The following is a 20,766-nucleotide window of genomic DNA, read 5'->3' as shown; positions in this document are numbered from 1 at the left end:
TTATATAGTATTCGTCATTTAAGGTCAAATGCAAAGGTTACCGGGAGAATAATGTTTTGTCCCCGCACTGGCAATGGCAGCCGGCGCTACGCCCTGCTCTTTATGAAGCTTTTTTATCACACTAACCAATGAAACAGCGCAAAGCTATATCATCAGCAAAAATCGCTTTTAAAAGGAAAGAGAAACTCCGGAAGACCGCTGACGTAGGGGGCAATATCATACTGCTGATAATAGATGACGATGCCTTCCGGCTTTAAATAAAATCCTTTAATATTGAAGTTTCCTCTTAAAAGAGCGGCATAATCGTCAAAATACATGGAAGGAGAAGTTTTCAGCTGCTCCTGTATCTGCTGCTCCATGCTTGTGAAAAGCATATCAATAAAATTGGGATTATCAGGAAAGAAACTGCTCAGTTCCTTCTGCTCCCCAGTATCAAAGTCCCAGGTCTGGGAATCCCGGACAGTATTGCCGTGAGCTCCTCCTAAATAACTGTACTGGTCTGTAAAAAGGCTGACAATGCAGCAATCATTGTAGGTGATTTCATAGACGGACATAAATTCATAGCCGTGAAATGGAAACTGGTTACTCTGGACATACTGTGCCTGTTCCAAAGCCTGGGGGTAAAGGACGGTGCGGCAGTATGTTTCTTTATTTTTAGCCTGAAATGCATAAAACCGGTTGATGCTCTGCACCGCAGACTGGCTGCAGGTTGAGGTGAATTCAGGATAGTGGATGGTATAGGTCAGAACAGGAATGTCCCGGTAAACCATGACATCTGACCGGGTCTTTTGGGAGATTGTCTGCATGGAAGCCTCATCAATGGAACTGTTTCCATAACATATGCAAGATGTCAGGTAAATATGAGCCGAGGGGATGCGGACAGTCATATTTGGACTATAGACAATCCGCAGAGGAGATAGACGTAAAAATTAATGAAGTAATATCATAATAAATTACAACAGAGGTTGAACTGTGATTATGTTTCCGGTATGATGAATTTATATACTGTTTCTGCTTATGAAAACTATTCTTTGCCTTGGTTTAAGGGCCGAATGAGGAGAGCATGAATGAATAAATTAATGGGTTTTTATGAGTTAAAAGCTATGGGATTGCCTGCGGTAGACTGGAAGGAGTATTCTGGTCAGGAAAGTCTGGATTCAAGTATGCTGTGGACAATCAGATGTGCCGTATATAAGGGAAATGATTTGAATTTACCCAGATTAGTTGGAGCAGAATCCCATAAGGCAATAGAGTTTGCGGACAGCCTTAAAAAGAAAATAGGTGATAATGGCATCGTTATTTTTTATCCGTATTTTATTGCTGTAAAAAGTGGGACTTTAAATGTTTTTTTGGATAAAATTGTAATAGAGGCAGTGAAAGAAGATTTGTGGAACCTTGTTACTTTTTCAAAACGGGATGTTACGATCATAATCAGAGATAAAGACAAGGAGTATTACGGCAATGCAGAATTCCTTTCTGAAGAAGAATTGCAGAAAATATTAAAACATGTTTCGGAAATAAGGAGGTGCTTTAAAGATGAATTGACCTGCGGTTCAAGTATCATGCTTGAATGGAGTTTTGCCTATAATTGTGATATTCATAGGAATAAAGCAGGAGAACAGTATCTCGTATTTTATGAGGCGAGAACAGTATAATTCGGGAAGGAGGCCGTCTATATGCCTTTTTATTCAGAAAAGTTTCCTTTACCCGATTGACGCAGGTTGACGATACTAGTAAAATAATAAGCAAATACACAAGAGAATGGGGCATTATTTATGGAGCATAGAAATAGCATTTTGATAGATACACTTCCGGAACAGGCTATTTTTGCCCTGGATATCGGAACCCGCAGCATCATTGGCATGGTGGGAATGCCGGATGGGGAAAGAATTCATATCGTTGCCATAGAAAGAGCCGAGCATACAAAACGGGCCATGATTGACGGACAGATCGAAGACATTGAGCAGGTGGCAAAGATCGCAGGGCAGGTAAAGGAAAAGCTGGAGAAAAAGCTGGGCTGCAGGCTGGACAAGGTTTGCGTGGCGGCAGCAGGAAGAGCTTTGCGCACGGAGAGTGTCACCTATGAAATGGAGCTTCCCAGGGCGCAGAAGATTGACGCGGAATCTGTAAGCCGCCTGGAAGCAGGGGCTATCAGTGAGGCAGAAAAATCATTTATGGACAGGGAAGGCAGGGAGTCGGACCGCCAGTTCTATCTGGTTGGCTATACTGTGAGCCGGTATTATCTGGATAATTATATGATTTCTAACTTGATTGACCATCACGGCAGGGTATTAAAAGCGGACATTATCGCAACCTTCCTGCCTACAGAAGTGGTGGAAAGCCTGTATGCTGCCATGAATAAGGTGGGACTTGAGGTAGCCAGCCTCACATTGGAGCCTATTGCAGCAATCAATGCGGCGATTCCCCAGAATATCCGTCTGCTGAACCTGGCTATGGTGGACATTGGGGCCGGAACCTCAGATATTGCGGTCTGCCGGGATGGAAGCGTGACCGGCTATACCATGGCAATTCTCGCGGGTGATGAGATCACGGAAACCATCATGAAGGAATATCTGGTTGATTTTGACACGGCAGAGAAAATCAAGTCAGAGATTGATGAAGGGGAAGAGCTTCATTTTACCGACATCCTTGGATTTGAGCAGGTGATTACCAGAGATGCGATTTTTGAAAGCATTCAGGATGCTTCCTCCAGGCTTTGCGAAGAGATTTCTGCAAAGATTATAGAAGTGAACGGAGGTGCGCCCTCAGCAGTATTCCTGGCGGGAGGGGGCAGCAGGCTTTCCGGCTTAAGGGAAGGGATTGTAAAGCATTTAAACATGGATCCTAAGCGGGTGGCTATTGCAGGCAATAATTTTAAGATCAATGCCTTTTCTGAGGAGTACGATCTTGAAAATCCGGAGTATGCAACTCCTCTTGGAATCGTTATTTCAGCGGGATTCAATATTGTAAATGACAGCTTCCGGGTCATTTTAAATGACAAGCCGGCCAAGCTGTTCCGCAGGGGAAGCTTTACGGTTATGGATGTACTGATGATGAACGGTTACAATTATCAGGATATGATCGGACGTTCCGGACAGAATCTGGTGGTGACTGTAAATGGGAAAAGAGTGGTGTTTTACGGAGAAAAGGCGGAGCCTTCTGTTTTGAAGAGAAACGGGGAGGATTCCCAGCTTTCTGATGCAGTAAATGGAGAGGACAGGCTGTTGTTCATTCCTGCAAAAAGCGGAAAGAATGCTTCTGCCACGGTTTCACAGGTGGTGGATTTCGGAGAGAATATCAAGGTTTTTGTAAATGATGAGGAAATTTCAGCGGATAGGATTTTAAAGACAGGGGATGTGATTGTTACAGAAGAGATCGAGGATGAGGCAGAGGAATACTCCTGGCAGTTGGAAGAAGACTTGCCGGAGGAATATTCCTGGCAGATGACGGAGGAAGCGGCAGGGCAGTTTTCCTGGCAGATGGGAGAGGAAGCACCAGAGAAAGCATCAGAGAAAGCTTCCCGGCATATGAGAGAGGAAGCACGAGAGAAAACTCCTCGCAAGACGACAGAGGGTATGCGGGGAAAAGCTTCCCGCCAAACAACAGGGGATATATGGGAAAGAACCTCCCGTCAGATAAGAGGAGAAGTGCCAGAAAACACTTCCCAATATCCGACAGGAAAATCCCCGGAGCAATCCATCACACAAACAGATTCATCTCTTCCTCCAAAAAAGGAAGAAACAAAAAAGGGCCCTGGAAGCGGAAAAATCACATTTTTTCTCAACGACAGACCATTAACCCTGCCCTTAAAATCCGATGGACAGCCCTACTACCTGATGGACATGCTGGAGTATTCCGGTCTGGATTTTAAGAATTTAACAAGCCAGGTTATGCTGGAGGTCAACGGGGAAGACGGATATTTTCAGCAGGAATTACAAGATAGGGATAGAATCATGATTTATGAAACAAAATAATGACTAAATGAAAGGCACATTGTTTGGCGAATATGCTTATTGTAAAAATGGCCCGAATGTGCTAGCCTATATATAAGCATTTAATTTGTATACAGATTTTATAGTTTGCATACAAACTTCAATGCGAACCATAAAATAGCTGACCACTAAAAATCAAGCAAAGGAGAATGAATCATGAATCAGGACTACTTATTAAACCAGTTTTCCCTGGAAGGAAAAGTTGCATTGGTTACAGGCGCTTCCTACGGCATTGGCTTTTCTATTGCAAAAGGCCTTGCAGCAGCAGGTGCGGTCATTGTTTTTAATGATATCAAACAGGAATTGGTAGACAAGGGAGTTGCCGCCTACAAGGAAGAGGGAATCGATGCCCACGGCTATGTATGCGACGTTACCGATGAAGAAGGCGTAAATGCCATGGTTGCTCAGATCGAAAAAGAAGTAGGTGTTATCGACATTCTGGTGAATAATGCAGGAATTATCAAGCGTATTCCAATGTGTGAAATGACTGCTGCTGAGTTCAGACAGGTGATTGATGTTGACTTAAATGCTCCCTTTATTGTGGCAAAGGCAGTGATTCCTTCCATGATTAAAAAAGGCCACGGAAAGATCATTAACATCTGCTCCATGATGTCTGAGCTTGGCCGTGAAACCGTTTCCGCATATGCGGCAGCAAAGGGCGGCTTAAAGATGCTGACCAAGAACATTGCTTCCGAGTACGGCGAATTCAACATCCAGTGCAACGGCATTGGACCTGGATACATTGCAACACCTCAGACAGCACCTTTAAGAGAGACTCAGCCTGACGGCTCCAAGCATCCTTTTGACCAGTTCATCCTTGCAAAGACTCCTGCAGGACGCTGGGGAGAAGCAGAAGATCTGGCAGGTCCGGCAGTGTTCCTCTCTTCTGATGCTTCTAACTTTGTCAATGGTCATATTCTGTATGTTGACGGCGGTATTTTAGCTTATATCGGCAAACAGCCTAAATAACGATTTATAGCCCGGCCTTGATGAAAAATGGTGCCATGATGTCTGCTTTCAAGGTAGAGGTCATGGCATTATTTAATTTTCACCCGGGCATATCTGGCAGGGAGAACAGTGAGGGTACGATGGAAGGAAAGAACAAGATTTATAAAAACCGCGGCGAGCTGGTATTTGAAACATTAAAACAGGAAATCCTGGACTTGGAATTAAAGCCCGGCCAGATCATAAGCGAAAATGAAATCTGTGAGAAATTTGGCGTATCCCGGACTCCGGTCAGAGAAGCGGTCAGAAGACTCCAGGAACAGGGATTCGTCAATTCTGTGCCCTATTCCGGCACACAGGTAACGCTTTTGAATCTGGATAATATTAAGCAGATGATTTATATGAGAGTTGCGGTGGAAACCATGGTCATGCGGGACTTTATGGAAATTGCAACACCCCTCTGGCTGGAGGAGGTCCACCACATGATTCGCAGCCAGGAGGCCCTGATCCAGGAAAAAGGATTTGAGCCGGAGCAGTTTTACCGCATGGATGCGGATATGCACGCAGTCTGGTTTCGGGCTACGGGAAAGAGAAAGCTATGGGACATGATCCAGGCCCAGCAGCTTCACTACACCAGGTTCCGGATGCTGGATTTTGTTACGGAAACAGATTTTACAAGAATTATAAAAGAGCATACAGAGCTCTTTGAACTGATGGAGAAAAAGGATATTAAGGGCCTGGAACAGGCATTGAAAGAACATCTCTATTACAGCACCAAGAGGATGAAATACCAGATAGAGGTGGAATATAAGGATTATTTTGAACAGGAAGAAGAGGAGAACTGAACATGGCTAACGTATCGATTACTGTAAAAAACCAGGCCGGAGAAATTAAGGCATCTGTCCGGGAAGAAAATCAGGCAATCCTGGTGATAGAAGGAGAGTACCAGGAGGGAGATTCCATTGTCTTTGGAACGGATCAGACAGAAGCTTATTACGTGGTAAGAGTGGATGACTGCATGGATGAGTCATTTGTCTATATTACAAAACCCGAGGTGGTTTATGATATTCCCTTCGGAGAGAAAAAGATTTCTTATAATCCCAAAGCATTTACCGGGGAAAGGCATTATCTGACCATCCGAAAGGCACATGACTATGAAACGGAAGTCTACCGGAATCTTGCTGGAAACGTCATGGATCAGCACGGAGACAGGGGCTGTTTCCCCCACGCCTTTGCTAATGTGGAAACAAGAGGGGAAGCTGTTTTTGCAGCCCGTAATGCCATTGACGGGGTTCTGGCAAATGAATCCCATGGAGCATGGCCCTATGAATCCTGGGGAATCAACCGTCAGGATGATGCGGAAATGACCCTGGACTTTGGACGCCCAGTGGACTTTGACAAGATCGTTCTTTATACACGTGCAGACTTTCCTCACGACAACTGGTGGGTAAAGGCTGTTTTCACCTTTTCTGACGGAACCTGTCAGGAGGTGGAAATGGAAAAAAGCGTAAAGCCCCATACCTTTACCATTGAAAAGAAAAACATCACCTGGGTGAAGCTGAGCAGATTAATAAAAGCCGATGATCCTTCTCCATTCCCTGCTCTTACCCAGATCGAAGTATACGGAAAAAATTCCTGATATAAATATGGAAATTCCTCTTTTCCTTTTTGCTATATTCAGGTAGAATATAGGAAACAAGCATAAATGCCATTATGCCCAAAACCATGGGCAAAAAGGAGGAAATCGGATGGAACTTTTGTTTTTGGAGCCGGTTTTTAAAGAAGCCATTTGGGGAGGCACCAGGCTGAAGGAGGCATTTGGATATGACATACCAAGTGACACTACCGGAGAATGCTGGGCCATCAGCGCCCATGAAAACGGAGAATGCCGGGTTGCAGGAGGCCCGTATGACGGACGCTCCCTCAGCAGCCTGTGGAAGGAAAATAAATCCCTGTTTGGCGGTTATCCGGGAGATAAGTTTCCTCTTCTGGTAAAAATTATTGACGCAAAAGAGGATTTAAGCATTCAGGTTCATCCCGACGATGCCTATGCCGGTCTCCATGAAAACGGTTCCTTTGGAAAAACAGAGTGCTGGTACATTTTAGACTGCGCTCCGGCTGCGGAAATCGTGATCGGACACCATGCAAAGGACCGGGAAGAAATGGAAGCCATGGTAAGAGATGGGCGGTGGAAGGAATTTGTCCGCACCCAGTCTATTAAAAAGGGAGACTTTTTCCAGATTGAGCCCGGATGCGTCCATGCAATTAAGGGCGGTACCCTTATTTTAGAAACTCAGCAGAGCAGCGATATCACCTATCGTCTTTATGATTATGACCGCCTGTCAGATGGAAAACCCAGACAGCTTCATACAGAGCAGAGCATTGCAGTCATAAAAGCTCCTTTTGAAGAGGATAAAACCACACCGGAGAGGACAGAGGAGGAGGGAGCGGTCCGCACTCATCTGGTAACCTGTCAGTTTTATTCGGTGGATAAATATGAGATAGAGGGCTTATTTGCGAAGAAATTTCAAAAATATTTTACCAACGTAAGCGTTATAAGCGGAAGCGGTTTGGTAAACGGCATTCCGTTAAAAGCAGGACAGCATTTTATTATACCGGCAGACAGCGGGGAGTGCAGATTTGAAGGGACGATGACGATCATCTGTTCCAATCCGGAATGAGGCAGGAGGAGAAGGATATGAGACTTGGAGCATTAGAAGCAGGCGGTACAAAAATGGTTTGCGCCATAGGAAATGAAAAAGGTGAGATTTTCGAGCGCACTTCCATACCGACGGAAACACCGGAAATCACCGTTCCAAAGCTGATTGAATATTTTGCGGACAAGAAGATCGAGGCCCTTGGAATAGGCTGTTTCGGTCCCATTGACTTAAACAGGAATTCTGATACATACGGCTATATTACCACCACGCCTAAGCTTATCTGGGCCAATTATAACATTGTAGGGGCATTCCGGGAGGCCCTTAATATTCCCGTAGGCTTTGATACAGATGTAAATGGGTCAGCGTTGGGAGAAGCCACCTGGGGCATTACAAAGGGCCTTGAAAACAGCATGTATATTACCATTGGAACCGGCGTGGGAGCGGGAATCATCACAAACGGAAAACTGCTTCACGGCATGCTCCATCCGGAGGGCGGACATCTGCTTCTGGCAAAGCATCCTTTGGATTCCTACGAGGGCCGCTGCCCTTACCATAAGACCTGTCTGGAAGGACTTGCTTCAGGTCCTGCCATAGAAGCCCGCTGGGGTAAAAAAGGCGTGGAGCTGGCTGATAAAAAGGAAGTCTGGGAGCTGGAAGCATATTATATCGGACAGGCTTTGGCAGATTATATTGTGACCCTTTCTCCTCAGCGCATTGTACTGGGCGGAGGTGTGATGCATCAGGAGCATATGATGCCTATGGTGCGGGAAGAAGTAAAGCGTCAGCTTAACGGATATTTGCAGACAAAAGAGCTGGAAGACATAGAAAATTATATCGTTCTTCCCAGCTTAAATGACAACCAGGGGATTATGGGAGCCTTAAAGCTTGCTGTGGATGAATACCAACTGGAAAACAAAGGATAGTTTCCATTTTTCTCCTAATGAAATTCCATTTCCTGTATGTTATGATATGTTTTGTAACAGAAACGTAATAATTATGTAACAATACAGGAGGATATTACCATGAAGAAGTTACCAGTATTTGTATTAGCAGCAGCAACCGCAGTAATCGCATCCGGTGTTCCCATGACCGCTCAGGCAGCAACCTGCCCGGTAAATGTAAGCAATTGCTTTTCATCCAGCTTCTGCGGACAATCCGGAAATATAAATGATATTTTAAATCGTCTTGGGTGTACGCAGGGGGCTGCATCCCAGAACAAGAACAGCAATTGTTCTAATCTTAAGGGGGCTTTCACAAACAACGGATTCCAGTGCAGAACCATTTCTAACTGCAGGAGATAAGAACCATAAAAAACAGCCATAAAGCAATATTTGCTTATGGCTGTTTTTGTGTCAGAGGAGATTAATTTCCCTTGTTTACGATTTCCTCCAGTACATTGATTAAGTCGTAAATGGTATTAATCTGAACGTTCTTTTCCAGGATCTCATTTTTTAAGTCAATGGAAAGTGTTTCAAATTTAGCCTGGACTGCAGGAGCTATATAGGACATGGTCATCACCTCAAAATTATGGTGTGCAGTCTTAAGGCTGTTTATGCGTGCAAATTTTGTTTTTTATGTAAATAATATTTTTTTAGGGCGGAAACCAGAAGGATATGGTTTCCGCCCTTTTGAGGTATTATACTTGTGATCAGGCAGTTTACAGAAGTTTTCATGAAAGCGGACGGACGAAAACGGCAGCGCAGAATGAGTTGTTTATCATTGGCAATAAAGCAAAGCGGCGGCTATGCGCTGCCTGCCCTTTATGAAGCTGCTTTTATGATCTGTTCTGTAATAGTAGTATATGTAATATTAAAATAAGTGTGAACAAGCAGGCGGTGTGTCACATTTGTCTGAATCCTCGTCCTTTAGGCTGCGCCGAACCGCAATGGCACCCAAGGCATCGCTTAATAAAACCATGTCTGCCGCCAGCAGGCCCAATTCATCGTCATTAAGGCAGCTTGCAATCTGGCAGGCCGCTGTAGCAATAAATAATATATCACAGCAATCATTCATCATATCACCCATGATAAGTATATGGTATGGCTGTGATTTTATGCCGGAGAGAGGGGGAAATGAGGAGATTTTTAAGGACTTGTGAAAAGGAGGGCGCCGGCAGAATGGGGGAACCCTGCCGGCTGGAGTATGAAAAAGTTTAGTTAAAAGGATATTACCTATAACACTTATTAATATACTAAGGGCGTGTGTAGAAAAGTTGTAGAAATTATAAACATTTTGTAAAAAGGGGAGAGAAATAGAAAAGACACCGGAAATTCCGGTGCCTTTTTCTGTTCGTGGAGACAACAGGGCTCGAACCTGCGACCCTTTACACGTCAAGCAAATGCTCTCCCAGCTGAGCTATGTCTCCATAAAGGAATTGTACCTGAAAATGGAAAAAAAGGCAAGGGGATTTTTGTTTTCGGATATAATTATTTCTTGGCTTGTGATGGAAATCTGCCAAAAAATAAAACAGATTATATGCCAGTTCAAAATATGATGGAAACACATAATAAAATCTTTGAAATAAAGAAATAAATCTTTGTCAATAACTTTTTTATGAAAAAATAAACAAAAACCAAAGATAAAAACCTTTAAAACAGAATTTAAACTTGTGAAATAGTAATGAAAATCTTTGAAAACAAAAAATAGAATTGACTAATGATGATAATTTGATTAGTATGTAGGTATAAACAAATGGTTCTGAAAGGAAAGTGAGAACCAGATGTTTTTCGGCCGAAACAATACAAAGAAATGTAACGTAGTGGAAGAAATGGAGGAAAAGCAATGAAAGCATTAGCAAGGTATGGAAAAGAATTTGGTGGCTACAGACTGATTGATGTTCCGGAACCGGAATGCGGAGAAGAAGATCTGATTGTTGAGATTAAAGCTGCAGCAATCTGCGGAGCAGACATGAAACACTTTCAAGTGGAGAATGGCTCAGATGAATTTAACTCAATCCGCGGACATGAATTTGCCGGAGACATTGTGAAAGTTGGCTCAAAGGTAAAAGACTGGAAGGTTGGACAGAGGGTTGTGTCTGATAATACAGGTCATGTATGCGGAGTCTGCCCGGCCTGTGAATCAGGTGATTTCCTTTGCTGTGAGTCAAAAGTAAATCTTGGATTAGACAATAACCGGTGGGGCGGCGGATTTACAAAATATTGTGTCATTCCAGGCGAAATTCTGAGAATCCACAGACATGCAATCTGGGAAATCCCGGAAGGCATAAAATATGAAGAAGCAGCAGTTCTTGATCCAATCTGTAACTCCTATAACGCAATGGCTCAGCAGACACATTTTCTTCCAGGACAGGACGTTGTAGTATTTGGTACAGGCCCCATCGGATTGTTTGCAGTACAGATTGCCCGGATCATGGGAGCTGTTAACATTGTTATGGTAGGTCTGGAAGAAGACACAAAGGTACGTTTTGGTGTTGCAAAAGAACTGGGCGCTACCCATTGTATCAATGGATCAAAAGAAGATGTGGTTGCCCGCTGTACGGAAATCTGCGGAAGAGACAATCTTGGACTGGTGCTTGAGTGCTCCGGTGCTAATATTGCATTAAAGCAGGCTCTTGAAATGACAAGACCAAACGCAGAGATCGTTCGTATTGGTATGGGATTCAAACCATTGGAATTTTCCATCAACGATATTACCTCATGGAATAAGAGCATTATCGGACATATGGCTTATGATTCCACTACCTGGAGAAATGCGATCCGCCTTTTAGAGTCCGGAGCCATCAAGGTACAGCCTATGATCACACACAGACTGGGACTTTCTGAGTGGGAAGAGGGATTCCAGGCTATGGCTGATAAATCTGCGATCAAAGTAATCATGACCTATGATTTTGAGGATTGAGATATGGAAAGAAAATTGATGATCGCACCGTCGGTAGGGTGCTGCGACCTGTTTCATGTAGAAGAGCAGATGAAGATTATCAATGAGAGATCCGACTATCTGCATATGGATATTAAAGATGGAGTATATGTGCCAAGCTATGGCATCGGGCCGGATTATCTGGATTATTTAAATAAGCATATGGAAAATTTAAAACCCATGGATGCCCACCTTATGGTAGCCCATCCTCAGCAATATCTGGAGACATTTGCCAAAGCTGGTGCTGCATATATTACACCTCATACCGATTGTATTGAAGGGGATGCCTTTGTGACGATCCACAAAATCAAAGATTTGGGCTGCCAAGCCGGCGTTGCTTTAAGCCCATCCGTTCCCCTTTCTACAATCGAATACTACCTTCCTTTACTGGACAAGGTAACCATCATGATCGTAGATCCAGGCATTGCAGGACAGCCGGTAGATCCCCAGATGTATGTTAAGATCAGACAACTGGCACAGATTCGAAAAGAGAGAGGATTGAACTTCCTGATCGAAGCAGACGGCTCCATGAACAAAGACCTGTATCGCCCTCTTTATGAGGCAGGGGCAGATATTGTGATCATGGGACCTCCCGCTCTTTGGAATAAAGACCCGGATTTTGAAAAAGCCTGGGCAATCATGGAAGAAGACCTTGAAACCGAATTAAAAGGTGCCGCACGAAACATTTAAAATTAGATCAAATAACATAACACTTATGGAATTGAGAGGATAAAAATGAATAAATCATCAGTAAATATTGGAGCAAGACTTGACCGGCTTCCAAATTCATCATGGCATGTTAAAATGTGGCTGGTAACAGCATTTGCACTTCTCGTCTGCTGGTCAAACGGTATCGGCGGTGCAGTACAGAATATTCTGTTAAATGAGATTCACTGGTTAGAGAAAGGAACCAAGCTTCTTGCAATGTGGGGGATTACATATACAGCCGGACAGTTATTCGGCGCATTGCTGGGAGGGCCCATCGGAGATAAGATCGGCCGTAAGAAATCTATTTTGTTATATGAAGTATTTCATATTATCGCCATGATCGGCGGAGCAGCTTCACCAAACGTAAATGTACTGTATATATTCCGATTCCTGCAGGGTCTTGGACTTGGAGCACTGTTAGTCGTACTGTTTGCAGGATTCACCGAGTATGTTCCGGGAAGAAACCGCGGTACATGGTCAAGCCGTACTTCATTTATCGGTAACTGGGCACATCCGATCTGTAACGGTATTGCACTTTTAGTAGGATCTATGGTTGCCAGCTATGCATTAAACTGGAGAATTCAGTACATGATTCCTTCTGCCCTTTCCATTATTGCAAGCATATGGGTATACATAAAGTTCCCGGAGTCACCAAGATGGCTGGAATCACAGGGAAGATTAGAAGAAGCAGACAAGATCATGACAGCGATCGAAAAAGAAATCGAACAATCCATGGGAAAACCCCTTCCTGAAGTAACAGAAGAGCCAAAGCCAGTCAAGCAGCTTCCTTACTCTGCACTGTTCAAAGGAAAACTTCTCCGCAGAACTATCGTAGGATCTTTGGTACTGATCGGTATGAATACCATTCAGTATACCTTGATGAACTGGATGCCTTCCATGCTTTCCTCTTTGGGATACAGCACAAAGGATTCACAGTTTATGACAATGTTCGGTCTCTTTGGAGCTCCCTTTGGAATCTTTATTGCCTCTCTGATCATGGATAAGATTCCGCGTAAGGTAATGGGGGTAGGACTTCTTGTCCTGATGGCAATCCTGGGAATTATCACAGGACAGCAGACAGCCATGGGCGCGCTGATTTTATGGACCTTCCTTCTTAATACGGTTATTTACATGTATGTATGCTATGCATCAGCAGTGTATGTGCCGGAGATGTGGCCCACATCAGCAAAACTTTCCGGTTCCGGATTCAGTAACGCAATGGGACGTGTAAGCAATGTATTCTTCCCATTCCTTGTAACATACGTAGCAGCAAGCAGCTTTGGAGCAGGCGGAGTGTTTGTACTGATCTCCATCGTGGCAGTTATCATTGCAGTAGGAATCTTGTTCCTTGGTATTGAAACAAGAGGAGAATCTGTAGAAGATATCGGTAATGTAGACTAATTAAAATAGGGGCCGGCATGATGGCTGAAAGGATTCAGCCGTCAGCAGCCCCTGCAATATAAGGAGGATCTGAAATGAAAAATTCAGAAGCAATATTGGTGACACCGAAGAAGTTTGAAATTCAGGAATGCCCGGTTCCGGAACCAAAGGACAATGAAATTTTAATGAAGGTTGAATATGTAGGTATGTGCGGCTCAGATATTCATGGATTTGAGTTTGGCCCCTTTATTCCGCCGAAAGATCCAAACCAGAAAATCGGACTGGGACATGAAGTTGCAGGGGAAGTAGTAAAAGTTGGTTCTAAGGTGACAAGATTCAAAGCCGGAGATAAAGTGCTGATCGAGCCAAGTGTACCGGACGGAAAAAGCGATTACTGCCGCAGCGGTCATTACAATATCTGCCCCAGCGTTGACATGCTGGCAACGCAGCCTCACTACAAAGGTGCCCTGTGTGAATACATGACCCATCCGGAAGAATGGACTTATCATATTCCGGAAGGAATGACAACCATGGAAGGTGCACTGGTAGAACCGGCAGCAGTTGGTATGCATGCAGCAATGCTGGGCGGAGCAACAGTCGGAAAGAGCATTGTAATCCTTGGTGCCGGAGCCATCGGTCTTATGGTATTACAGGCTTGCTTAAGCCTTGGCGCTACAGATATTACTGTGGTTGATGTGATGCAGAAACGTCTGGACCTTGCTTTAAAATTTGGTGCCAAGAGAGTCATCAATGGAAAAGAAGAAGATACGGTAGCTGTTCTTCGTTCACCGGAACTTTACGGCGATCATGGAGTGGAACTGGTATTTGAAGCAGCAGGTTCTCCCTTTACCGTAAATCAGGCAGTACGAATGGTAGCCCGCGGCGGAAAAATCATCATGGTTGGTACACAGTCAAAACCGGTAGAAATTGATTTCTTAAAGATTAACCGTGAAGTGACAATTCAGACTGCATTCAGATACTGCAACAATTTCCCCCAGACAATTGAAGCAGTTGCAACGGGAAAAATCAATGTAAAAGACATGGTAACAGATATTTATGATTATAAAGATGTTCAGAAAGCCTTTACAGAAGCAATTGATCCCGTGAAAAAGGCGGATATGGTCAAAGGCGTTGTCAAAGTAGCTGAATAAAAAACGTTTTTTAAGAAGAGGAGAAAATTATGATTTCAGATATCAGATATTGGGAAAAGAAAGCAAAAGACGGACATTATGCAATTCCTCATTTTAATGTATGGAATGCAGAAATGTTAATGGGAGTTATTGATGCGGCAGAAGAGCTTCGGGCTCCGATCATCATCTCCTTTGGTACAGGATTTACGGGAAATACTTCCTTTGAAGATTTCTGCTACATGATGGAATCCATGGCGAAAAAAGCGACTGTTCCGGTTATTCTTCACTGGGATCACGGACGCAACATGACAATTCTTCAAAATGCAGTAGATCATTGCATGAATTCTGTTATGCGTGATGCTTCCGCTCTCCCTTATGAAGAAAATATAGCGGAGATCAAGCGATGCGTAGATTATTTCCATGCATACAACATTCCGGTGGAAGCGGAACTGGGGCATGTGGGAAATGAAACTGTTTATGAAGAAGCACTGTCAGACTACCATTATACAGATCCAAAACAGGCAAGAGATTTTGTGGAAAGAACAGGCTGTGATTCTTTGGCAGTAGCCATCGGAAATGTACACGGAGTCTATACTTCTGAGCCAAAACTTGCCTTTGATATTTTAGAGGAAGTGGCAAATACCGTAGATGTACCTATCGTACTTCACGGAGCTTCCGGTATTGGTGATGAAGATATTAAGAAAGCGATTTCTCTTGGTATTTCCAAGATCAACATTCATACAGAGCTTTGCCAGGCTGCTATGGAAGCAATCAATGAGCATAAAGATGAACCGTTTCTGGCTGTAGAGCGTGCCGTACGTGCAGCAGTGAAAGAACGTGCCATGTGTAAGATTAAATTATTCGGAGATGATGGAAGGGCTGATGAATAAAGTGAGTAAAGAAATAGATGTAATCATTATTGGAGCGGCAATCGTAGATTTGCCACTGAGACCGGTCAGCAAAGACGTCTTTGATGTTGCATCTTATCCGGTAGACGGTATAGCCATGACCATTGGTGGAGACGCATTAAACGAGTCCACCATTATCACCAGATTAGGGCATAAAGTTGCATTGATGAGCTGTATCGGTGTTGATGTGCCGGGAGCCTTTGTTCTTGATCACTGTAAAAGAAATCATATTGATACCACTTACATAAAGCAGGATCCCAGCCTTGATACTTCTATCAACGTTGCTCTGGTGGCTGCAGACGGAGAGCGTACGTTCATAACGAACCGTCAGGGAAGTCTGTGGAAATTCAAATATGATGATCTGGATATGTCCGCATTAAAGGATGCAAAGATTCTTTCTTTTGCCAGCATTTTCAACAATCCCTTATTTGACAATAAGGCAATGGTCTCTGTTTTCAAAAAGGCAAAAGAGGAAGGCATGATGATCTGTGCAGATATGATCAATCCCCGGCTGAATGAGAAGATCGATGACATTGCAGAGGCCTTAAGTTATGTGGATTTCTTCTTCCCCAACTTTGAAGAAGCCAGTGCGCTGACAGGGGAAAACGAAGAGGCAAAGGTTGCCGACAAGCTGTATGCCTACGGCATAAAAAATGTCATTATGAAAATCGGCAGGAGAGGTTGTTATATCCGAAATTCTGAGGGTTCTATGATCGTTCCTGCCTGCAAAGGCGTGACGGCAATGGATACCATCGGAGCCGGCGATAATTTTGCTTCCGGTTTCATTACCGGTTTGCTGGAAGGTAAAGATATCCGGGAATGCGCAATCTATGCAAACTGTACAGCGGCAGTTTCGGTTCAATATGTAGGTGCAACCGGCGGCGTAACAGACAAAAAGATCGTAGATGAAATGCTGGCAAAATACCGTGAAGACTATCAATAACTTCCTTTAATTGAATGGATTAAGAAAGGAATATGGCAATATGAAAACAATGAAACTTGGTAAGACGGGAATCAATATCTCAAGAATCGGCCTGGGCACATGGTCCATCGGCGGCGGCTCTGCCTGGGGCGGGGATCACGATCTTCAGGAAGTGGTAAACACCATCCGGGAAGCCCCCAAAGCAGGTGTAAACTTAATTGACACCGCACCGGGGTATAATTTTGGCAACAGTGAAAAAATCCTTGGAAAAGCGTTGGAAGGTATGAAACGTGAGGATGTTGTCATCATCACCAAATGCGGAGTTACCTGGGATCAGGAAATGAAGGGCGATCTGTTTAATGTTGTAAATGGGATTCAGTTATACAAAAACTTAAATACAGCATCTGTGAAAAAAGAAATCCAAGAATCTTTGGAGCGCCTGGGAACCGATTATGTAGATGTATATATGACACATTGGCAGGCAATCGAAGGAACCGAGTACTTTGTGCCCATCCAAAGGACTATGGACTTATTAAATGAGTTAAAAGCACAGGGTAAGATCAAGGCAATCGGTGCTGCAAACGTAGATATTCATCATATTGAGGAGTACTTAAAATGGGGTCAGCTTGACATTGTACAGGCTAAATACTCTATTTTGGACCGGGACATTGAAAAAGAGATTATTCCCTGCTGCCGTGAAAATGGAGTTACCATTCAGGCGTATTCACCACTGGAAATGGGTCTGTTATCAGGAACTATGCCAAGAGATTATAAGCCGGTAGGTGCTCAGATTCCAAAGAAATGGTTCCAGCCGGAGAATATGCAAAAAGCTATGGATATGATGGATCAATGGAAACCTCTTTGTAAAAAGTATAACTGTACTGTTGCAAACCTGGCTCTTGGATGGATTCTCGCACAGGGAGATTTCTTAAATCTTTTAAGCGGAGCTACTACTGTAGCACAGATTGAAGAAAATGTAAAATCAGCAGAGATTGAATTGGATCCGGCTGATGTACAGTATATGCGTGAACTTGCAGAAGGGCTGGAAAAGTAAAAACCGGGATGAAAAGCTCCTCAGAATATTGGAAACATGTAAAAAATGTTGAAAAAAAAGAAAAAACTATTTAAAACAACATTTTTATGTGGTATTATAGAGGCATGTTTACAAATAAAAATGAGGAGCGAGTATGTAAATGGCAGCAAAAGATAGATTAATAGCAATAAAAGAAAAATTAAGAGCAGAGAATAAAGTTGTAGTTTCTGAATTAAGTAATCAATTTCAAGTAACGGAAGAGACCATTCGACGGGATTTGGATAAGCTGGAGAGCGAAGGTGTTCTTACAAGAACCTTTGGAGGAGCAGTCTTGAATCATGGGACTCAGGGGGAAGGGATACATTTCTATCGGCGTGCAGCAATTCATCTTGCGGAGAAAAGGAAGATGGCAAAAGCATTTGCTGATATTCTTGCCACCAAATTTACCATTGCTGCTGATGCCAGCAGTACGGTTATGGAGGCCTTGAAGTTACTTCCGGACAGCAGTGACGTTACCGTCCTGACAACATCCACAGAGATCTTTCGTGGGTTGGCCCATTCAAATATCAACGTGATTTCCACAGGAGGAATCTATAATAAGAATTCACTTTCCCTGAGAGGACAGATTGCAATGGATAATATCAGAAAATACCACGTGGATATTCTTCTGATCAGCTGCAAGGGTGTTGACCTGGAGATGGGAGTGACGGATTCCAATGAGGGAGAAGCGATTATTAAGAAGGTTATGGTAGAGAAGGCATCAGAAGTTGCATTATTTGCGGATCACTTTAAGATGAATAAGACTGCCTTTACTCATTTCCTTGATTTGAGCCAGATTGATTATTTGATTACAGACCAGAAACCGGATGAAGAATGGATTCGTTTCTGTGAGGAAAACCATATACAGCTTGTTTATTAATTCGTGTCACTGGATGAGAGCTCTTACAGGTGTTGCAAGAGCTCTTTTCTTTTTTCAATATCATAATGGGGTGACAAAAATGAAGCAAAAGTCAGGATCTTTTTTAAAGTATTTTGGGGTGGTTCTCTTTCTGGCGGTATTGATCGGCGGATGTGCAGGAAATCAAAAACCGGAGCAGGAAGGGGAAAATGGAAATGGCGGGCAGGTAACAGATGCTCCTGGGAAAAACAATCAAGACACAGTAAAAATCGGGGTATTACTTCCTATGAGCGGAGCCCAGTCGAAAGCGGGAGCAGAAGTAAGGGCGGCTATGACTATGTTTGCGGATATTATCAATGAAAGCAGAAGTGATATTGATATACCGCTGGCTGAGTCAGAAGGCCTTCCCAATCTGGGCGGAAAAAAGGTGGAGCTGGTGTTTGGCGATTTGAAAACAGTTGATACTGCATTGTCGGAAGCGGAACGTCTGATTACATCAGAAGGTGCAGTGGGAATTGTAGGATTGTTCAGCAGCGCCAATACAAAGACGGCAGCAGTGGCCACAGAAAAATATGGTGTTCCTTTGATTTCAGAAGGGACCTCTCCTACATTGACACAAAAAGGATACGAATATTTTTTCCGTCTGTTCCCTGACGATACCATATACGTGGAGGATACCTATCAGTACCTGATGGAATTAAATGAAACACAGAATGCCAATATCAAGACCGTGGCCTTTGTTTCAGAGGACACAGAATTTGGAAAAAACATAGCAAACGTGCAAAAAGAGTGTGCTGAGAAATATGGGTTTGAGATTGTGGAAAATATCACTTACAGTTCCAATGCCACCAATTTGATCAGTGAATCTTTGAAGTTAAAGAAATCAAATCCAGATGTGGTAATGATGTCCTCCTATATTTCGGATGTTATTTTATATATAAAAACTTTCAAACAGCTTAATTATATGCCGAAGATGATCATGGGACAGCGGGGAGGTTTCATGCAGAGTGAACTTTTTACTGCCTTGGGGGAAGATGCAGAAGGATTATGTTCCACCAGTGCATGGGCTTTGGATTTACAGATTCCGTTGGTGGGGCAGATCGGTGATCTGTATCGGGAAGAGTATTCCAATGGAGTGGATTTAATTCCGGATGTGTTAAAATGCGGAACTGACCTTTATATCCTGTGTCTAGCCATCAATCAGGCAGGCTCTACAGAAGCAGATGCCATTAAAGAGGCTATGTACAATCTGGATTATCCTATGGATAAGCTGTTTATTGCGGGAACGGGTTTTGAATTTAATGAGGCTGGGCAGAACATGGCATCCACTTCTTTGATCTGCCAGATTAAGGACGGGAAGTACCAGACCGTTTATCCTAGTGAAGCCAGGGCTTATGAGGGATTGTATCCGTTGCCGCCATGGGATGAAAGATAAGGAGGAAAAGGTATTATGGTAATTCAATGTATTTTTGAGGGGTTGGTCATTGGTTCTATACTGGCGCTGATCGCAATGGGGATTGCGCTGATCTGGGGTGTCATGAATGTACTTAGCTTTTCCCAGGGGGAATTTTTGATGATAGGTATGTATATTACCTTCTTTTTAAATCAAAAGTTTGGTCTGGATCCTATTTTTTCCATTCCCCTTGCAGCCATTGCCATGTTTATTGTTGGAGTGCTCATTTACAAGAGTTTGATACAAAGGGCATTAAAGGGACCTGTTCTGTCCCAGCGTCTCGTTACCTTTGCCTTAAGTATGGTGCTGGTAAACGGTATGCTTATGCTGGCTACCAGTGAATTTCGAACCATTCCAAAAGTTCTGTTTACAGGAACCATTGATTTTGGATTTTTAGTAATCAGCAAGGAAAAGCTGGTTCCCCTGATTGTTTCTGTGACTGTTACCCTGCTGCTTTTCTTTTTTATGAACTGGACGAAAACGGGAAAAGGAATCCGTGCTACTTCCATGGATAAAAATGCCGCAGAACTGGTGGGAATCAATATCGAATTTTCCTATACATTGGCCTTTGGAATTGCAAGTGCCATTGCAGGTGTAGCCGGATGCGTTCTTTCCTATTATTATTACATTACCCCTACTTCCGGTTCTTCTTTCCTGCTGTTTGGATTAATTGCGGTTGCCCTTGGGGGATTTGGCAGTATTTTTGGGGCTTACGTAGGCGGAATCCTCATGGGACTTGTGGATGTGTTTGCAGGAGTTTATTTCAACACAGCTTTTAAATATGTGGCAGTCTGTATTTTATTCATGCTGGTAGTTTCTTTCAGACCGAAAGGATTGTTTGGTAAATAGCAAAGGAGAAGG

At 43.4% G+C, this 20,766-nt stretch carries 21 protein-coding genes and 1 tRNA gene; 18 read left to right on the top strand and 4 right to left on the bottom strand.

Going from position 1 to position 20,766, the window contains the following annotated elements; translation table 11 throughout:
* Nucleotides 1-152: 152 nt before the first annotated feature.
* The gene (locus V7M78_RS19920; RefSeq protein ID WP_333652315.1) at nucleotides 153-806 is read right to left on the bottom strand and encodes a DUF3298 and DUF4163 domain-containing protein; all 654 of its coding nucleotides are present in this window, start codon (nucleotides 804-806) and stop codon (nucleotides 153-155) included.
* Nucleotides 807-1,067: 261 nt separating this feature from the next.
* Here V7M78_RS19920 and V7M78_RS19915 point away from each other — a divergent pair, with 261 nt between their 5' ends.
* The 8 genes from V7M78_RS19915 to V7M78_RS19880 all read left to right on the top strand — a co-directional run bounded on the left by V7M78_RS19915 (nucleotide 1,068) and on the right by V7M78_RS19880 (nucleotide 8,898).
* Nucleotides 1,068-1,655 (top strand): hypothetical protein, encoded by a 588-nt coding sequence (locus tag V7M78_RS19915; RefSeq protein ID WP_333652314.1) that lies wholly within the window; start codon nucleotides 1,068-1,070, stop codon nucleotides 1,653-1,655.
* 120 nt (nucleotides 1,656-1,775) lie between these two features.
* Nucleotides 1,776-3,974, top strand: coding sequence for a cell division protein FtsA (locus V7M78_RS19910; RefSeq protein ID WP_333652312.1), 2,199 nt, complete (start codon nucleotides 1,776-1,778; stop codon nucleotides 3,972-3,974).
* A 174-nt stretch (nucleotides 3,975-4,148) separates the two neighbouring features.
* Entirely contained in the window at nucleotides 4,149-4,961 is an 813-nt protein-coding gene (locus V7M78_RS19905) for a gluconate 5-dehydrogenase (protein WP_333652309.1), read from the top strand.
* Between the two features lie 119 nt (nucleotides 4,962-5,080).
* Nucleotides 5,081-5,782, top strand: coding sequence for a GntR family transcriptional regulator (locus V7M78_RS19900; RefSeq protein WP_333652350.1), 702 nt, complete (start codon nucleotides 5,081-5,083; stop codon nucleotides 5,780-5,782).
* Between the two features lie 2 nt (nucleotides 5,783-5,784).
* Nucleotides 5,785-6,576, top strand: coding sequence for a DUF7402 domain-containing protein (locus V7M78_RS19895; RefSeq protein WP_333652306.1), 792 nt, complete (start codon nucleotides 5,785-5,787; stop codon nucleotides 6,574-6,576).
* A gap of 109 nt (nucleotides 6,577-6,685) precedes the next feature.
* Nucleotides 6,686-7,618 (top strand): type I phosphomannose isomerase catalytic subunit, encoded by a 933-nt coding sequence (locus V7M78_RS19890; protein WP_333652304.1) that lies wholly within the window; start codon nucleotides 6,686-6,688, stop codon nucleotides 7,616-7,618.
* Between the two features lie 17 nt (nucleotides 7,619-7,635).
* On the top strand, nucleotides 7,636-8,520 hold the full coding sequence (locus V7M78_RS19885) for an ROK family protein (protein WP_333652301.1): 885 nt from the start codon (nucleotides 7,636-7,638) through the stop codon (nucleotides 8,518-8,520).
* A 99-nt stretch (nucleotides 8,521-8,619) separates the two neighbouring features.
* Nucleotides 8,620-8,898: a hypothetical protein gene (locus tag V7M78_RS19880; RefSeq protein WP_333652299.1), complete on the top strand. Its 279-nt coding sequence runs from the start codon at nucleotides 8,620-8,622 to the stop codon at nucleotides 8,896-8,898.
* A gap of 61 nt (nucleotides 8,899-8,959) precedes the next feature.
* On the opposite strand, the gene V7M78_RS19875 is transcribed toward V7M78_RS19880, so the two are convergent.
* The 3 genes from V7M78_RS19875 to V7M78_RS19865 all read right to left on the bottom strand — a co-directional run bounded on the left by V7M78_RS19875 (nucleotide 8,960) and on the right by V7M78_RS19865 (nucleotide 9,962).
* Entirely contained in the window at nucleotides 8,960-9,106 is a 147-nt protein-coding gene (locus V7M78_RS19875; protein ID WP_333652297.1) for a hypothetical protein, read from the bottom strand.
* A gap of 300 nt (nucleotides 9,107-9,406) precedes the next feature.
* On the bottom strand, nucleotides 9,407-9,613 hold the full coding sequence (locus tag V7M78_RS19870; RefSeq protein ID WP_333652295.1) for a DUF6774 domain-containing protein: 207 nt from the start codon (nucleotides 9,611-9,613) through the stop codon (nucleotides 9,407-9,409).
* A 276-nt stretch (nucleotides 9,614-9,889) separates the two neighbouring features.
* Nucleotides 9,890-9,962 (bottom strand) — tRNA-Val (locus tag V7M78_RS19865).
* Between the two features lie 416 nt (nucleotides 9,963-10,378).
* Here V7M78_RS19865 and V7M78_RS19860 point away from each other — a divergent pair.
* From V7M78_RS19860 to V7M78_RS19815, 10 genes are all read left to right on the top strand, one after another.
* Complete coding sequence (locus V7M78_RS19860) at nucleotides 10,379-11,455, top strand: zinc-binding dehydrogenase (protein WP_333652292.1); 1,077 nt, start codon at nucleotides 10,379-10,381, stop codon at nucleotides 11,453-11,455.
* A 3-nt stretch (nucleotides 11,456-11,458) separates the two neighbouring features.
* Nucleotides 11,459-12,163, top strand: a complete 705-nt coding sequence (locus V7M78_RS19855) for a ribulose phosphate epimerase (RefSeq protein ID WP_333652289.1) — start codon at nucleotides 11,459-11,461, stop codon at nucleotides 12,161-12,163.
* Between the two features lie 45 nt (nucleotides 12,164-12,208).
* On the top strand, nucleotides 12,209-13,582 hold the full coding sequence (locus V7M78_RS19850; RefSeq protein WP_333652287.1) for an MFS transporter: 1,374 nt from the start codon (nucleotides 12,209-12,211) through the stop codon (nucleotides 13,580-13,582).
* Nucleotides 13,583-13,656: 74 nt separating this feature from the next.
* On the top strand, nucleotides 13,657-14,712 hold the full coding sequence (locus V7M78_RS19845; RefSeq protein ID WP_333652285.1) for an NAD(P)-dependent alcohol dehydrogenase: 1,056 nt from the start codon (nucleotides 13,657-13,659) through the stop codon (nucleotides 14,710-14,712).
* Between the two features lie 29 nt (nucleotides 14,713-14,741).
* On the top strand, nucleotides 14,742-15,581 hold the full coding sequence (locus tag V7M78_RS19840) for a class II fructose-bisphosphate aldolase (RefSeq protein ID WP_333652282.1): 840 nt from the start codon (nucleotides 14,742-14,744) through the stop codon (nucleotides 15,579-15,581).
* On the top strand, nucleotides 15,574-16,542 hold the full coding sequence (locus tag V7M78_RS19835; RefSeq protein ID WP_333652280.1) for a carbohydrate kinase family protein: 969 nt from the start codon (nucleotides 15,574-15,576) through the stop codon (nucleotides 16,540-16,542). Before V7M78_RS19840 ends, V7M78_RS19835 begins: the two co-directional genes overlap by 8 nt.
* Nucleotides 16,543-16,582: 40 nt before the next feature.
* Entirely contained in the window at nucleotides 16,583-17,575 is a 993-nt protein-coding gene (ydjG, locus tag V7M78_RS19830; protein ID WP_333652277.1) for an NADH-dependent methylglyoxal reductase, read from the top strand.
* Nucleotides 17,576-17,714: 139 nt separating this feature from the next.
* The gene (locus tag V7M78_RS19825) at nucleotides 17,715-18,473 is read left to right on the top strand and encodes a DeoR/GlpR family DNA-binding transcription regulator (RefSeq protein WP_333652274.1); all 759 of its coding nucleotides are present in this window, start codon (nucleotides 17,715-17,717) and stop codon (nucleotides 18,471-18,473) included.
* A gap of 79 nt (nucleotides 18,474-18,552) precedes the next feature.
* Entirely contained in the window at nucleotides 18,553-19,887 is a 1,335-nt protein-coding gene (locus V7M78_RS19820) for an ABC transporter substrate-binding protein (RefSeq protein WP_333652271.1), read from the top strand.
* 15 nt (nucleotides 19,888-19,902) lie between these two features.
* Nucleotides 19,903-20,754: a branched-chain amino acid ABC transporter permease gene (locus V7M78_RS19815; RefSeq protein ID WP_333652268.1), complete on the top strand. Its 852-nt coding sequence runs from the start codon at nucleotides 19,903-19,905 to the stop codon at nucleotides 20,752-20,754.
* Nucleotides 20,755-20,766: the final 12 nt, after the last annotated feature.

Origin of the sequence: Lacrimispora sp., assembly GCF_036758025.1 — a bacterium.
Lineage (GTDB): Bacteria > Bacillota > Clostridia > Lachnospirales > Lachnospiraceae > Lacrimispora.
Note: the sequence above shows the minus strand (reverse complement) of the source record. Positions and strands in the feature narration are given on the sequence as shown.

Coding starts and splice junctions, on each gene's coding strand:
- V7M78_RS19920 (WP_333652315.1), bottom strand. CDS start 806: ATGCAGACAATCTCCCAAAAGACCCGGTCAGATGTCATGGTTTACCGG.
- V7M78_RS19915 (WP_333652314.1), top strand. CDS start 1,068: ATGAATAAATTAATGGGTTTTTATGAGTTAAAAGCTATGGGATTGCCT.
- V7M78_RS19910 (WP_333652312.1), top strand. CDS start 1,776: ATGGAGCATAGAAATAGCATTTTGATAGATACACTTCCGGAACAGGCT.
- V7M78_RS19905 (WP_333652309.1), top strand. CDS start 4,149: ATGAATCAGGACTACTTATTAAACCAGTTTTCCCTGGAAGGAAAAGTT.
- V7M78_RS19900 (WP_333652350.1), top strand. CDS start 5,081: ATGGAAGGAAAGAACAAGATTTATAAAAACCGCGGCGAGCTGGTATTT.
- V7M78_RS19895 (WP_333652306.1), top strand. CDS start 5,785: ATGGCTAACGTATCGATTACTGTAAAAAACCAGGCCGGAGAAATTAAG.
- V7M78_RS19890 (WP_333652304.1), top strand. CDS start 6,686: ATGGAACTTTTGTTTTTGGAGCCGGTTTTTAAAGAAGCCATTTGGGGA.
- V7M78_RS19885 (WP_333652301.1), top strand. CDS start 7,636: ATGAGACTTGGAGCATTAGAAGCAGGCGGTACAAAAATGGTTTGCGCC.
- V7M78_RS19880 (WP_333652299.1), top strand. CDS start 8,620: ATGAAGAAGTTACCAGTATTTGTATTAGCAGCAGCAACCGCAGTAATC.
- V7M78_RS19875 (WP_333652297.1), bottom strand. CDS start 9,106: ATGTCCTATATAGCTCCTGCAGTCCAGGCTAAATTTGAAACACTTTCC.
- V7M78_RS19870 (WP_333652295.1), bottom strand. CDS start 9,613: ATGATGAATGATTGCTGTGATATATTATTTATTGCTACAGCGGCCTGC.
- V7M78_RS19860 (WP_333652292.1), top strand. CDS start 10,379: ATGAAAGCATTAGCAAGGTATGGAAAAGAATTTGGTGGCTACAGACTG.
- V7M78_RS19855 (WP_333652289.1), top strand. CDS start 11,459: ATGGAAAGAAAATTGATGATCGCACCGTCGGTAGGGTGCTGCGACCTG.
- V7M78_RS19850 (WP_333652287.1), top strand. CDS start 12,209: ATGAATAAATCATCAGTAAATATTGGAGCAAGACTTGACCGGCTTCCA.
- V7M78_RS19845 (WP_333652285.1), top strand. CDS start 13,657: ATGAAAAATTCAGAAGCAATATTGGTGACACCGAAGAAGTTTGAAATT.
- V7M78_RS19840 (WP_333652282.1), top strand. CDS start 14,742: ATGATTTCAGATATCAGATATTGGGAAAAGAAAGCAAAAGACGGACAT.
- V7M78_RS19835 (WP_333652280.1), top strand. CDS start 15,574: ATGAATAAAGTGAGTAAAGAAATAGATGTAATCATTATTGGAGCGGCA.
- ydjG (WP_333652277.1), top strand. CDS start 16,583: ATGAAAACAATGAAACTTGGTAAGACGGGAATCAATATCTCAAGAATC.
- V7M78_RS19825 (WP_333652274.1), top strand. CDS start 17,715: ATGGCAGCAAAAGATAGATTAATAGCAATAAAAGAAAAATTAAGAGCA.
- V7M78_RS19820 (WP_333652271.1), top strand. CDS start 18,553: ATGAAGCAAAAGTCAGGATCTTTTTTAAAGTATTTTGGGGTGGTTCTC.
- V7M78_RS19815 (WP_333652268.1), top strand. CDS start 19,903: ATGGTAATTCAATGTATTTTTGAGGGGTTGGTCATTGGTTCTATACTG.